This window comes from Aequoribacter fuscus, assembly GCF_009910365.1.
Classification (GTDB): Bacteria; Pseudomonadota; Gammaproteobacteria; order Pseudomonadales; family Halieaceae; genus Aequoribacter; species Aequoribacter fuscus.
Map to the genome: position 1 here is coordinate 192,453 of NZ_CP036423.1, position 13,577 is coordinate 206,029.

Below are 13,577 nucleotides of genomic sequence, written 5' to 3' on the forward strand. Positions count from 1 at the left end.
GCCACACTCGAGATGATTGTGGGTCACTCGCTTACTGCTTTGTCCCTCTCAGTGACCTGCGACTAATCGCACTTATAGCGATCTCGTCTTGAGTGAATTTAACATCGCGCCAGGCTTTATTGGCATATTGCTCGGTCTGATCAGCAAAGTGCGCGGACTGTGGTGCGCCGGATTCACTGTAAGATAGGATTGCTTGTGCTTTTGGGCCTTGGTCTGTAAAGCTCATGGCCATAATGAAGCTAGATCCGTGCGCGATGTTGTAACCACTAGAACTCAGAGTTTTGCTGTCGCCAACTCGATCGTTTGCGCCTGAAAAAATGGGAGAGTCGATGTGCTCACTCGTGACTTGAAGGTTGGCAATACCTTCGAAGCGATTACCGCCATGCACGGGCAATGCCTTGCCAGCACGATGAGCGAGCTGTAGCTCACCCAAGGGAGCATCTAAGGGTATCGTATTGGCTGTTAACAAATTCACGGCTTCTGCCAGTGCCGTTAGTGCGCGATTCGTATCAGCCAGACCTGAGGGCGTGGTGGCTGGATTTGACGGGTCAAAGTCCCCTTTGAATAAGGGCCCCGAAAATTGGGTCGCGGTGTAGTCGTAGCGGGTCAGCCACTCGCGGAACAGCACGGCACCGCGGCTATCGTTGTTATAGCGTTTGTCCCATTTAGCGAAAATTGCGCAGGCCTCTTTCAAGGACACAGTGGAGCCATTGAGTTGTATCTCGGGCTGCGTCGCGCAGGCTTCTAGCAGTTCATCCATTATAAGATGCGCCGTCAGCCCCGAGTTGTCGAATAAGGCCTGCTGAATTTCTGCGATAGAGAATTTGCCGTCATCGCCACGAAAATCAAAACCATTCAAACCCTCGAGTAAATGTATATTCATTCGCGTACGAATGCTGCGCGGTGTTTCTGTGGCACCGTACAGCGGTGAATAACCCGTTCTTGGATTATCAGGGTCGCTCAACCAGTAGCTGTCGTTCGAGTTAAAGACAGTATTGCGGCTTTCGATCAAAGGGCGCTGGTCAAAGGGGGTGGTGCCGGCAATGGGTGCGCTTTCGTCAATAAGCCATTCATCGCGCGCTGAACTGCCATCTAAAATCACTAAGCCCTTGGTCAGGAACAGCTGTTTTAGCTGTGGGGCTTGTTCGAGGCTTGTCTGCCAGGCTGCAATCGCCTCTTGGCTTAGATGCCCCACGTTGGTGTTGTCAAAGTAAACCGCACGCCCTTCGGCGCTGGTCGATATGGTATTTACCCAGGGCATTGCGTTAAACGTTCGGTGTGCCTCGATAAACTCGTCCATCGATTGTGCTTGTCCCATGGCCAGCCACTGACCGAGAACTTGGGTGTTTTCGCTGTTTGCATCCCGTGCCGCGTAGGCTGTTGACGAACTCCAAGTTAAACCGGGCATTTGTACCATGGGTCCGTGATGGCTAAACCAAATGGAGCCTGACTGTTCGGTAAGCCCAGCGTCTGTTTTGATTTTGACTGATACCGGTACCGAGGTCAGGTCGCGCCATTCATCTTCATAGCGATACTGGGTTGGGTTTTCTGGGTTCAAGGTCAGTCGATACAGTGTGACGCGCTTAGAGTCGGATACCGTGTGCGTCCATGCAACGGCATCATTAAAGCCGATAGCTACCCCAGGTGTGCCAATAAGCCCTGCGCCGTAGACGTCTAGCTCGCCTGGAATGGTCAGATGTTTTTCCCAGAACCGGCTGGTGCCATACCAAGGGTAGTGCGGGTTCGCCAGCAGAGCACCCTTGCCAGACTCGGTCGCTTCGGAGCCAAAGGCCCAGCCATTAGAACCCATTCCTTCCAGTTTAATTGCATCTAGAGCTGCAATCTGAGCTCCCTCATGCACCGTGAATTGCGCTTGATCTTGGGGTGGTTGTGCCGCCGCCACCGCACCTGCCATTCGGGTGATGGTGTGAACGAGCGCAACGTATTGCGTCATAAAGTCTTCAGCCGACGCTGGTTTAACCCAGTCCGTTTGGTCGCACCACGAACCATAATTGCCTTGGGTATCGGCCAAGTAACGGTTGTAACCGGCCGCGTAACCTTCTATCCATTCGCGTATTCTTGGCGGCTGCTGCGCAAGTGCCATTTTACCCTTGGATGGCATATCCAGCGCTTGCATGACCATGTCGCTGTAGACGTTGCTATTGTTGTGTCCGGCCCCCAAATGCTCCGCGGCGGTGCCTTGAGCTGTGGTCAGTGCCACCGCCATGTTGCACACGTGATCTTCCGCTGCGGCATAAGCCTCACCATAGCCTAGACTTGCGTAATCGTTGGCGCGGATGTGTGGTATGCCAAATTCGGTTCGGGTAATTTCCACATCGTATTTTAGTGGCGGCACAGCAGCTTCTTGCTGGCAGGCACTGAGCAGTGCAATGCACGCTACCGCGAGATAGGTTTTAGGATTGGGATACGCCATGGATAGAGTCCTTGTGTTATTGTGCTCCAACGCTACCAAATCGCAGTCGCAGTGCCTAGGGCGGAAGATAAGAAGGAGTACAAAATGGCCGTAAATAACCCTGTGTGGGTCATGGCAATTTTATTTGCGTTAAGTGCCATCGGCTTTTTGAGTGAGAAGACTCGGCTAGGTCGAAGTCTAACCAGTACTGTGGTTGTTATTTTGCTGGCCATTGTTGCCGCTAACATCGGCCTGATCCCTCACGAGTCAATCGCTTATAATTTTGTGTTCTCTTACGTCGTGCCCGTTATTATTCCGCTATTTTTATTCAAGGCGAATTTGCGTCAAATGGCGACCGAGGCTTCGCGTTTATCGGGCGCTTTTTTATTGGCGACTGTCGCAACGGTGATCGGTGTCTTGGTCGCCATTACTCTTGTGGATGTCTCGCAACTCGTGGTCGGAAACCGCAGTGCGCAAGAAACTGAAGCGGCTATCGCCGGTCTGTTTGCCTCTACGTACATTGGCGGTTCAGTAAATTATGCTGCTTTGGGCGAGGTCACGGGCTTACTTCGCGAGGCGTCATTTTTTAGTGCCGCGACTGCAGTCGACAATTTGTACAGCGCCTTGTACTTGTCGGTTCTGGCCATTTTGCCGGCTTGGCGTTGGTTAGCGCAGCGATTTGCGCCTGATAGCAGCGAAGTCATTGTCGACTTAGCACCTGATAGCAAACCCACAGTCACAGCGCAGAGCCTGACGTATTCATTGGCTTTAGCCCTGGTTATCGTCGCATGCTCCGATGCCCTAGTAGCGTGGCTCGATTGGTCAATGTACCGCTACGCGATCATTACCCTCGTCACGGTAACGATTGCCACGACTTTTCCGGCGCTTGCGGCCAAATTGGAAGGGAGTTTTGAACTCGGCGTTGCTTTAAGTATGGTCTTTTTCGCGTCTATTGCCGCGGGTGCCAACGTACAAGCTGTCATTACGCTCGCTCCTATTTTGATTGTGTTTACGGGGGTGTTGCTGCTGACACATGGTTTGAGTCTGTTGCTGCTCGGGCGTTTCTTTAAGCTGACGTTGCCGGAGTTAATTGTTGCCTCTAATGCGGCGATCCTGGGCGCTACAACGGCGCCCGCTTTAGCAGCGGCCAAGGGTTGGCAGCATTTGATCACCCCCGGTGTTTTGGTGGGGGTGTTGGGATACGCGCTAGGTACCTTGGTGGGCACCGCCTTGTATCAATGGTTGTTATAAACGCCCTCGGCTTGCTACTCTTGCCCTTTGCTCAGTCATAAGGAATTAAAAATGAGTTTGTCTGATGTTCTAACACTTCGCAGTGGCCACACGCTTAAAAATCGGTTCATGTTGGCACCTTTGACCAACCTTCAGAGTCACACCGATGGTCGTTTAGGCGATGACGAATTTACGTGGCTGAGCATGCGGGCACGGGGTGGTTTTGGCTTAACCATGACTTGCGCAGCATCGGTTCAGTACGCAGGTCTTGGGTTTCCCGGCCAACTAGGGGTTTACTCGGATGAGCACATCGAGGGCCTTACTCGGCTCGCAGAAGCTTTGAATAAAGAAGGTAGTTTGTCTGTGGTGCAGCTGCATCATGCTGGAATGCGAACGATGGCCGATGTGGTTGGTCACGCGCCATTGTGCCCTTCGGACAACGAAGAAACGGGTGCTCGGGCAATGACTCACGAAGAAGTGAAAGCCACGATTCAAGATTTTATTGACGCAGCTGTTCGTAGCCAAAAAGCGGGTTTTGGCGGTGTTGAAGTCCACGGCGCACACGGTTACTTGGTCGCGCAGTTTTTAAGTGCCGAAATCAATCAACGCACCGACGAATACGGTGGCTCGGTCGAAAATCGCGAGCGTTTTTTGTTCGAGATCATAGACGGTATCGCTAAAGCTTGTGGGCCTGAGTTCAGTATCGGTGTGCGGCTGTCGCCAGAGCGTTTCGGTATTCAAATGGCCGAGGCTTTAGATTTGGCGGGTCGACTATTAAAAGATGAGCGCTTGGACTACCTAGATATGTCGCTGTGGGATAGCTTCAAAGAGCCAGAAGAAGAGCCGTTTAAAGGCAAGTCGTTGCTTGAGCATTTTTGTGCCTTACCGCGCGACGGTGTTGCCTTGGGTGCAGCGGGCAAGATTTTCTCGGCCGAGGATTGCGCCAAAGCGATGGATTCGGGTTTGGACTTTGTCGTGCTGGGACGCACCGCGATTCTGCACCACGATGCGCCTGCTCGGATCGTGGCAGATGCGAGTTTCACGCCCACCAAGCCGCCCGTGTCACGCGAGTATTTAGCGGCCGAGGGTTTGGGTAAGCCCTTTATCGATTACATGAGCACCTGGAAGGGCTTTGTCGCTGCAGAGTGACGCCGTACGAACTGCCTCCTTGGGGTACAGTTGCGCGAGTAGCGCGTCTTGCTCGCGCAACAGTTCGGTCTCGGTCGCTGCCCACAACGCAATGTGTCCGAGTTTGCGTTTTGGTCGGTTCTCTTTGCCGTACCAGACCGGTTCAAATTGTTTGTTCGTCGGGATCTGATCTTGTTCAACGGGTCCCAGAATATTGACTAAGCCATAAACCTGCGGGAATGATTGGTGTACTAGCGACATGCCCGCTACCGCACGAATGTGCTGTTCAAACTGAGAACATAAGCCACTTTGTAGGGTCCAGTGTCCGCTGTTATGGACTCGAGGTGCAATCTCGTTAATCAAAATGCCGTTTTGCGTCACGAAACATTCGACGGTCAAGACACCAACGTAATTCAACTCTTGCAACAAAGTGCTGGCGTAGCGTTCTAGGGTGTGTTGTTGCTCCGCGCTAATTAAGGGCGCCGGCGCGATGGAGGATATTAGAATGCTATTTTGGTGTTGGTTTTCCACAACGGGGTAGCAAACGATATCGCCAAACTGATCGCGCGCGGCGATGATCGACACTTCAAACTCGAAATTAATGCGTTCCTCGATTAACACGGCGGTGTCGGTCAGTTTGGATGTGATGTGGACGGTCTCATCAAGCGTTTTTGCGTGCCACTGGCTTTTGCCGTCGTAACCTTGGGTTGGGTGCTTTATCACCACCGGAAACCTGAGGCTTTTTGCGATAATCGATGGCTCTACACAGCTACTAACCCAGGGTGAGGTGGGTAAGTTCAAATCGGTTAATAGAGATTTTTCTTTCAGCCTATGCTGAGTTTTGGCAAGCGCCTCGATCGGTGGGTAAATTGGCACTTCTTCATTGAGACGCTGAAGGACAGAGAGATCAATTTGCTCTCGCTCTACCGTGATAGCGTCAATATCTGACACCCCAAGAAGTGACGCTTTGGGATTGCTGGGGTCGATGCGGATGACCGTGCCAAGATGCTCCACGCATCGCGTATCTTCATTCGGCTCCGCCAAAAAGCATACGCTGACCCCCAGGCTGTGGGCGGCTTCAGCCATCATGCGGGCAAGTTGACCGCAGCCATAAATGGCGACTTTCATGATTGTATCTCGACAGCAACTTCTGCGCTGCGGTTGAGGCGCCATTCTTTAAATCGGGCACGAAGAGGATGATCGTAGATGGCCAACATTTGAACGGCCATTACGCCGGCGTTAAATGCGCCTGCTCCGCCCACTGCCTGCGTTGCCACGGCAACTCCGCGAGGCATTTGTACAATAGATAGCAGTGAGTCGAGTCCCTGGTTAAATTTACTTTCTACTGGGACGGCGATGACAGGGACAGAGGTCATGGATGCAATCATGCCGGGCAAATGAGCCGACCCACCCGCGCCAGCAATGATGATCTCGACCCCGTTCTTTTCGGCGCCGCGCGCAAATTCGTATAGGCGATCTGGCGTGCGATGCGCTGAGACAATGCCGCAGGCATGATCTACGTTCAACTGCCCCAAGATCGTGGTAGCTTCCTGCAGGGTGGGCCAGTCGGATTGTGAACCCATAACGATGGTGACGCGAGCAGCGGGTAATATGTCCATATTAACTCCCTAATTGAGTTAGGCTTAAGTAAAGTGGTATTGCAACAAGCACGTTAAAGGGAAATGTGATTGCCAGCGACGCGGTAATTGCCAAGGCGTTATTGGCTTCGGGTAAGGCGCTGCGCATGGCTGCAGGTACAGCAATATACGAGGCGCTGCTGGCCAGTACCATCAGCAGAAACACACCGCCCGCACTCAGATTCAGAACATAGGTGGCTAAAACATAACCAAGACTTGCCGCCAATAACGGCATGGCGATCGAGAACGAGGCTAGAAAGGGGCCTTGTCGTTTGATGTCATTGATTCGCGTTGCGGCTTGACGTCCGAGTTCCAGTAAAAACAGCGCGAGCACGCCGTGAAACAGGTCACCGAAGAAGGGCATGAGTCGCTCAGTTCTCTCGCCACCCCAGGCGCCAATGATCAAGCCGCCGATGAGTAATAAAACGCCCTCGTTGAAAAACATTTCGTGTAAGGCTTTGGGAAAGGCTTTTGACATGAAGATTTTTGGTTTGGCGATGAACAAACCCGCGAGAATTGCGGGAATTTCAAGCAGGGCAACAAACAGGGGGAAATACGCTTCGTAAGTGATGCCCTGAGCTTCGAGTACGGCCACAGAGACGGCATAGGTAGCGACAGAAACCGATCCATAATGTGCAGCGGTGCTGGCCGCATCTTCGCGAGTCCACCCACCAATCTTGTACAAGATGGGGAAAGCAATGAAAGGTAAAATTAGCCCAAAGGCGATAATGATGAGTGCCTGAGGGATCAGAACACCGAGAGGGTAGGCGGTAAAAGCCATGCCACCTTTGATACCAATGGCAAGAAGCAGAAATAAAGTACAGCCTCGGTAGATTGCCTTGGGTACCTCAAAGCTAGCGCGGCTGAGTGTTGCGACTGCGCCGAGCAGAAAAAATGCGACAACAATATCTAATTGCATGCTATTGCGGACCTAGTGGCGAGCTGCCGTTTTGATTTTCTGCAGCAATCGAATCTGAGGGTGAGCCAGGCTGTTCAGTACGACGAGGCTCAATCCCGTAATCATCAAATACGGCGCAATGAGCTGTGCATTCCAGCCGATAAAACCAAGCGCAGCAATGAGCGTGCCCACCAAGATTCCAAACCAATAGCTTCTGTTCATAGCGACCTCCCTAAACGACGGGGGCGATTATGGGGGCGAATAGAAATAGATAAAACTAGATAATATTTATTATTAGTATAGAATTTAATCTATATATTTTGCCGGTTTCTGGATCAGTATGAAACACCGTACGCACGCACGAATTGGTACTGCACGGCAGTTGGAAATACTGCTTGCGGTTTACGAGCACAAAAGTCTGTCCGAGGCAGCGAAAACCCTGTTTCTGACTCAGCCAACGGTATCCATGCAGTTAGCAAAGCTCACCGATAACATCGGTTTGCCCCTGTATTATGTGCACGCCAAGCGGCTTGTTTTTACCGAAGTGGGTCAACGCGTGGTGACCCATGCGCGCGCCATTTTACGGGAATACGACTACCTTGCACTGACTCTAGAGCAACTAAAAGGCACCCAAACTGGGTCGGTGAGTTTGGGGCTGGTGACGACGGCTAAATACTTTATCCCACATTTGATCGGGCCATTTGCCGAGGATCACCCAGGTGTGGAGCTGAGCCTAAAAATTGGTAACCGAGCGGAAATTATCGAACGTGTCATGAGTGACGAAGATGATTTTTATGTGTTCAGTCACCCGCCAAGTGATCAGGGTTTAGAGTTGACCCCGTTCTTATCGAATAAGCTTTGGCCTGTGGTTTGCCCTACGCACCCACTGGCGCAAACCGATAACGTCAGCCTGGCAAGATTTTTACAAGAGCCGTTTCTATCACGTGAGTCAGGTAGTGGCACTCGGCATGCCATCGAGCAATTTCTGGCAAAACGGGGCATGAGCTTTGTGCCCAGAATGATTATCGAGAGTAACGAAGCGATTCGCCATGCGGTAATGTCAAACTTGGGTGTCTCTGTTGTTAGTGAGCACACACTTAACTATGGTGGGAGAGAGGGTCTAACAGTACTTGATGTCGATGGGTTTCCGATCGAGTCAAAATGGTACCTAGTCCGCCGCACCGTGCGGCCACTGTCGCCTGCGGCACAAGCTCTAGCTGACTGTTTAACCCGGCGTCAGGATGGATTTATTTGAGTCGGTTTAAACAGAGCTTCTACGGGTTCTTTAAATACCCCAGATAACTTGAAGGCGAGCGACAAACTCGGGTCGAACTTACCCGTTTCGATGGCATTGATCGTTTGTCGGGATACACCGACCAGACGGGCAAGGTCCTGCTGCGTCAGTCCGAGTTCTTGTCGCTTTTCGCGAATGTTGTTGATCATAAATAACGCCAGTTGTTCACCATGATCGCTGCTAAGTAGGTTAAGCCCATGAAGACAACCACGACACTAATCTCGGCGTCAAAGGGGATGAGGTTGGTGGTATCTAACAGAGAATACGACAGACCAAAGACAAGAACCAAGCCTAATGTGAGGCCCATGGCTTCCAGGTGAATTTTCTGCTGTAGCTCGTCGAGCGAGCGCAAGTGCTTGATGTTGGCGCGGATCATACCCAGTCCAAAGAGCAAGGTTGCGATAATGGCGATTACGGTAAAAATCGATTGTTCGCCCCAGAGAAATAGAGGACCGAACGCGGCGACGGCTTGTGAGATGACCCATAGACCGGTCCAGGTTGCCAATTGAGCAATACGATTGTTGGTTTGCATAGTAACTCCGTGTCAAGTTTTGTTTACATATTGTCTAACCTCGTTCGCCGTGTCAAGTTTTATTGACACGAAATACCGCTTTATGCCGATTCCGAACTTGCGCTATCCTTGTGAGGAATGAATATCAATAACTAAGGATTTGCTATGAACGCACCGACACGCGCCACGTTTAAACACATGAAGGACTCAACTTTCGAAGATTGGCAGCTGATCATGGGCGAGATGCGACATTACTCGGCGGGTTTAGCTGATCGAATGTTAGATCAATTACGTGCTCTCGAGGGAGACTGCGGTGGTTTTATTGTTGATCGCTTAACCCACTGTTTGCAAACGGCGACCCTAGCCCACAAAGATGGCAAAGACGAAGAATACGTTGTGTGCGCCTTGCTGCATGATATAGGCGATACACTCGGACCTTATAATCATGCAGATATCGCGGCGACTTACTTGCAGCCATTTATCTCGGAAAAAAATCACTGGATGGTGAAGCACCACGCTATTTTCCAAGGCTACTATTTTTTCCATCACTTAGGTCTAGATCGTGAGCTCTACAAGCAGTACGAGGGGCACGAGTATTTTGACTATACCAAGGAATTCATTGACAAGTACGATGCACCAGCTTTTGACCCAGACGGCGAAACGTACCCGTTGAGCTTTTTTGAGCCTATGGTGCGCAAAGTCTTTGCGGCCCCCAAACAGTCCCTGTACAAAAAAGACTAAGGAGTAAAACCCCGATGCGAACTCTGGGTCTGTTTTTGTTGGCGCTGGCACTACCACTGGCACATGCGGATGAAGGTATGTGGCAACCGCATCAGCTGCCCAAAATTTCCAAGCAATTGCAAGCGGCGGGCCTCAAGATTGACCCCGCGTCGATGCAGCGATTAGATCAGTTTCCAATGAATGCCATTATCAGTTTAGGTGGCTGTACGGCCTCTTTCGTGTCGCCAGCAGGCTTGATTGTGACTAACCATCACTGCATTTACGGTTCGATTGCTTACAACTCAACGCCGGAACAAAATTTGCTGCAAGATGGTTTTGTTGCTGCGGACCAATCCAAAGAAATTCCCGCCTCGCCGGGGACTCGCGTCTATGTCACTGAGGAGGTCACAGAGGTAACCGACACAGTACTGGACGTTGCAAGCGACGCACAACGGGGTGACGCTTACTATCAAGCCATCGAGCAAAATAAAAAGCGTTTGGTCGCTGATTGCGAGACCAGTCAAGATTATCGCTGCGAGGTGTATACTTTTCACGGGGGCGCGAGTTATTTTTTGATTCGCTATCTGGCGATAAGAGATGTGCGATTAGTGTATGCGCCTCCGTCGAGTATTGGTAAATTTGGGGGTGATACTGATAATTGGATGTGGCCCCGCCACACGGGCGATTGGGGTTTTTATCGGGCCTATGTGGGAGCAGACGGGCTGCCCGCTGATTACGACCAAGCCAATAAGCCCTACACACCCGCCGCGCATTTTTCGGTGAACAAGGACGGGTTGGCGGAGGATGATTTCGTGATGGTGCTTGGGTATCCAGGGCGCACCAATCGTTATCGAACCGCCCTAGAAGTGCAAAACCAATTTGATTGGACCTATCCCACGGCGAAGCAGTACCGCGAGGACTATATTGAAGCCATCAAATCTGTGGCCGCTCCGGGCAGCGAAGCTCGGTTAAAGTATGAGAATACCATTGCCGGTTTGGCTAACTACGCAAAAAACTATGGCTCGATGATCACCTCTTATCGGAAGGGGTCTTTGTTACAAGACAAGCAAACCCTAGAGCGCGATGTCCTGGCTTGGATTGATCGTGACGAGGCACGCAAACAGCGTTTCGGAATGGCCTACGACAATTTGGAGCATCTTCTCTCCGAAGAGTTAAAACACCAAGAGCGCGATTTGCTGCTGGCCTATATGGGAAGAACCAATATGTGGTCTGTGGCCTCGCGCTTACTGAAATTAGCTCACGAGCGCCAAAAGCCTGATCTAGAGCGTGATACGGGATATCAAGAGCGCGACATGGCGCGATTTGCACAAGGACTGCAGAGTGTTGACCGGCGCTACGACGCTGAAGTCGACATCGCAGTATTACTACATTTTTTCAGTCTTTATGAGCGTTTGCCGGCTGCGGAGCGCGTTGTTGAGCTCGACGAGTTTTTTGGCTTAAATGGCCAACAAGATCGCGAGGCTTTGCAAGAAAGGTTGCAGTCGATGCACGCCAGAACCCAATTGAATAAGGCGGATGTGCGCTTGCAATGGATGGAGGCCAGCCTTAGTGAGTTTGAGGCCTCGGATGATCCCTACATTCAATTTGCTCAAGCGCTGTGGTCATACAACGATCAAATTGAGCAAAAGAACAAAGCGCTCGCGGGTGAGTTATTAAAAGCACGTCCGCTGTGGATGCAGGCGATACTGGCGTATAAACAAAGTTTGGGCGAGCCTGTTTACGCCGATGCGAACAGTTCGCTTCGCATTACGTACGGCACGGTCACGGGTTATTCCCCTCAAGATGGGCTGGTTGCTGTGCCCTTCACGACCGCCGAGGGCATGTTAGCCAAGTACATCCCTGGTGATGATGAATTCGATTTGCCTGAGTCTATGCGTCGCGCTATTGCAGCGCGCGATTATCATGAATATGCGGATCCAACACTCAACTCAATCGCTATTAATTATTTGACGACGGTGGACATTACCGGCGGCAATAGCGGTTCTCCAACCCTGAATTCGAGGGCCGAATTTGTGGGTCTGGCTTTTGATTCAGTCTACGAATCGGTTATCGGAGACTGGAGCTATGACCCGAGCATGAATCGCACGATTCATGTATCGAGTCCCTACATGCTTTGGGCCATGAAGTACATTGACGGCGCCGGGCATCTGCTGGACGAAATGACCTTGGTAAATAATCCGCACTGATATTAACTGAGTTGGACTAAAGCCCTGCGGGGCTTTTTTTTTGCGGAAACTACTAAGCATGCTTATAATATGCCTATGCCTAGATCTACCGTAAATTTTGTACCGTCAAGCTTGGGCTTTTTGCTCAATGACATCTCGCGTACGTTTCGTCGTCATTTTGATGTCAAGATGGCCGAGTATGGTTTGACGCAGGCGCAGTGGCGCGCGCTTCTTATCATGGCAACGCGCGAGGGTTGCACTCAGCGCGAGCTTTCTGATGCGTTAGATGTTCAGCCCATCAGTATTGCGCGTCTACTGGATCGAATGGTCAAGGGGGGATGGGTCAAGCGTGAGCCTTGTCCAAATGACCGTCGAGCCCACCGCTTGTACTTGACTTCGCAGTGTGACCCGATTCTTGAAGTGGCTAAGGCGGCGTCGCAGGAAATTTTGGGTCGAGCTTATCAGGGCATATCAGATGCAGAGTTGGCTCAGCTGCTTGCCACGCTTGAGCGCATCAAAAACAATTTGGACCAAACGAGTTAGGGGGTAGCGTGTCGAGAGGTAAAAAACAGGGAGCTATGGTGGGTGTGATTGCGATCGCCTTCGCAGTCATTGGCTTTTTGTATTACCAGCAAGTCGACGTGTTGAGCACAGATAACGCGTACGTAAAGTCACAGCATGTGTACGTCAATGCTCAAGTCAGTGGGGCCATTGTTGACGTTAAGGCTGAGCAGCATCAAATGCTTCACGCCGGCGACATTATTTTCGTTGTTGATCCTGCACCTTATGAGTTAAGAGCGCAGCAAATTGAGGCCGAGCAACGAGCCTTTGCTATCGATATTACGCGCAAAAAAAGTGCCTTGAATGAGCTCGAGGCACAAAAAGCGCTGCTGCTGGAGGACCTACGCTATGCCCGAGAAGAGTGGCAGCGTGAGAAAGATCTGACGGCTAAAGGACTCAATGCCGAGCACGACTTGGCGGTCAAACAGCACGACCTGCAGCGTGCCGAGCGAGCCATTACCGTGATTGAAGCTGACATTGCGACCGCCTTATCGGAGCTATTGGGTCAGACCGATTTGGCGGTCGAAGATCACCCGACGTACAAAGCGCTGCAAAGCCAGCTCGATCAGGCCAAGCGCGACGTTGCAAATACCGTTGTGCGCTCACCGATTAGTGGGATGTTAATTGAGAAGCCAGTATTGGGAACGCACGCCGAACGCGGTCGCCCCATTACGTCGGTGGTAGACATCAACAATCTGTGGGTAGAGGCCAATTTCTTAGAGACGGACGTCGCGCGTTTAACACCTGGCTTACTCGCGGAAGTTCATATCGACACGTATCCTGACAAAGTTTGGAAGGGGCGGGTCGCAAGCCTCAGCCCAGCGACGGGTGCTGAGTTTGCAATTTTACCGCCGCAAAACGCTACCGGTAACTGGGTGAAAATTACGCAGCGAATTCCTGTGCGTGTCGAGTTGGAATCGTCACACGCCGGCACCGTGTTAAGGAAGGGAATGACGGCTGAGGTTGTTGTGTTTCCCTCTCAGCAAAAATAGCCAACAG

At 51.4% G+C, this 13,577-nt stretch carries 14 protein-coding genes; 7 read left to right on the forward strand and 7 right to left on the reverse strand.

Features of this window, described 5'->3' with window-relative positions:
• Positions 1-31: 31 nt before the first annotated feature.
• On the reverse strand, positions 32-2,434 hold the full coding sequence (locus EYZ66_RS00910; RefSeq protein WP_009575122.1) for an acylase: 2,403 nt from the start codon (positions 2,432-2,434) through the stop codon (positions 32-34).
• Positions 2,435-2,518: 84 nt separating this feature from the next.
• On the opposite strand from EYZ66_RS00910, the gene EYZ66_RS00915 reads away from it, so the two are divergent.
• Both EYZ66_RS00915 and EYZ66_RS00920 read left to right on the forward strand, forming a co-directional pair.
• Positions 2,519-3,664: a DUF819 family protein gene (locus EYZ66_RS00915; protein WP_009575123.1), complete on the forward strand. Its 1,146-nt coding sequence runs from the start codon at positions 2,519-2,521 to the stop codon at positions 3,662-3,664.
• A gap of 51 nt (positions 3,665-3,715) precedes the next feature.
• Positions 3,716-4,792: an NADH:flavin oxidoreductase gene (locus EYZ66_RS00920; protein WP_009575124.1), complete on the forward strand. Its 1,077-nt coding sequence runs from the start codon at positions 3,716-3,718 to the stop codon at positions 4,790-4,792.
• On the opposite strand, the gene EYZ66_RS00925 is transcribed toward EYZ66_RS00920, so the two are convergent.
• From EYZ66_RS00925 to EYZ66_RS00940, 4 genes are read right to left on the reverse strand one after another with little or no spacing between them, the layout of a single operon-like run.
• On the reverse strand, positions 4,718-5,899 hold the full coding sequence (locus EYZ66_RS00925) for a 5-(carboxyamino)imidazole ribonucleotide synthase (RefSeq protein WP_050793382.1): 1,182 nt from the start codon (positions 5,897-5,899) through the stop codon (positions 4,718-4,720). The genes EYZ66_RS00920 and EYZ66_RS00925 overlap by 75 nt on opposite strands.
• The gene (gene purE, locus EYZ66_RS00930; protein WP_009575126.1) at positions 5,896-6,390 is read right to left on the reverse strand and encodes a 5-(carboxyamino)imidazole ribonucleotide mutase; all 495 of its coding nucleotides are present in this window, start codon (positions 6,388-6,390) and stop codon (positions 5,896-5,898) included. Before purE ends, EYZ66_RS00925 begins: the two co-directional genes overlap by 4 nt.
• 1 nt (position 6,391) lies before the next feature.
• Complete coding sequence (locus EYZ66_RS00935; RefSeq protein WP_009575127.1) at positions 6,392-7,327, reverse strand: sodium-dependent bicarbonate transport family permease; 936 nt, start codon at positions 7,325-7,327, stop codon at positions 6,392-6,394.
• Positions 7,328-7,339: 12 nt separating this feature from the next.
• Positions 7,340-7,528: a hypothetical protein gene (locus EYZ66_RS00940; RefSeq protein WP_009575128.1), complete on the reverse strand. Its 189-nt coding sequence runs from the start codon at positions 7,526-7,528 to the stop codon at positions 7,340-7,342.
• Between the two features lie 118 nt (positions 7,529-7,646).
• Between EYZ66_RS00940 and EYZ66_RS00945 the strand changes: the two genes are divergently transcribed.
• Positions 7,647-8,561 carry a LysR family transcriptional regulator gene (locus EYZ66_RS00945; RefSeq protein WP_040816212.1) on the forward strand — a complete coding sequence of 305 codons (915 nt, stop codon included), beginning with the start codon at positions 7,647-7,649 and terminating at the stop codon, positions 8,559-8,561.
• On the opposite strand, the gene EYZ66_RS00950 is transcribed toward EYZ66_RS00945, so the two are convergent.
• Together EYZ66_RS00950 and EYZ66_RS00955 are read right to left on the reverse strand one after the other, a co-directional pair.
• A complete protein-coding gene (locus EYZ66_RS00950) occupies positions 8,543-8,749 on the reverse strand; it encodes a helix-turn-helix transcriptional regulator (protein WP_009575130.1) in 207 nt (68 codons plus the stop codon). The genes EYZ66_RS00945 and EYZ66_RS00950 overlap by 19 nt on opposite strands.
• Entirely contained in the window at positions 8,746-9,132 is a 387-nt protein-coding gene (locus EYZ66_RS00955; protein ID WP_009575131.1) for a hypothetical protein, read from the reverse strand. Before EYZ66_RS00955 ends, EYZ66_RS00950 begins: the two co-directional genes overlap by 4 nt.
• 144 nt (positions 9,133-9,276) lie before the next feature.
• Between EYZ66_RS00955 and EYZ66_RS00960 the strand changes: the two genes are divergently transcribed.
• The 4 genes from EYZ66_RS00960 (at position 9,277) to EYZ66_RS00975 (ending at position 13,570) form a co-directional block, all read left to right on the forward strand.
• Complete coding sequence (locus EYZ66_RS00960) at positions 9,277-9,852, forward strand: HD domain-containing protein (RefSeq protein ID WP_009575132.1); 576 nt, start codon at positions 9,277-9,279, stop codon at positions 9,850-9,852.
• Positions 9,853-9,866: 14 nt separating this feature from the next.
• On the forward strand, positions 9,867-12,038 hold the full coding sequence (locus EYZ66_RS00965) for a S46 family peptidase (protein WP_009575133.1): 2,172 nt from the start codon (positions 9,867-9,869) through the stop codon (positions 12,036-12,038).
• A gap of 75 nt (positions 12,039-12,113) precedes the next feature.
• The gene (locus tag EYZ66_RS00970) at positions 12,114-12,560 is read left to right on the forward strand and encodes a MarR family winged helix-turn-helix transcriptional regulator (RefSeq protein ID WP_040816224.1); all 447 of its coding nucleotides are present in this window, start codon (positions 12,114-12,116) and stop codon (positions 12,558-12,560) included.
• Between the two features lie 8 nt (positions 12,561-12,568).
• Entirely contained in the window at positions 12,569-13,570 is a 1,002-nt protein-coding gene (locus tag EYZ66_RS00975) for an HlyD family secretion protein (protein ID WP_139042547.1), read from the forward strand.
• The last annotated feature ends 7 nt before the right edge of the window (positions 13,571-13,577 follow it).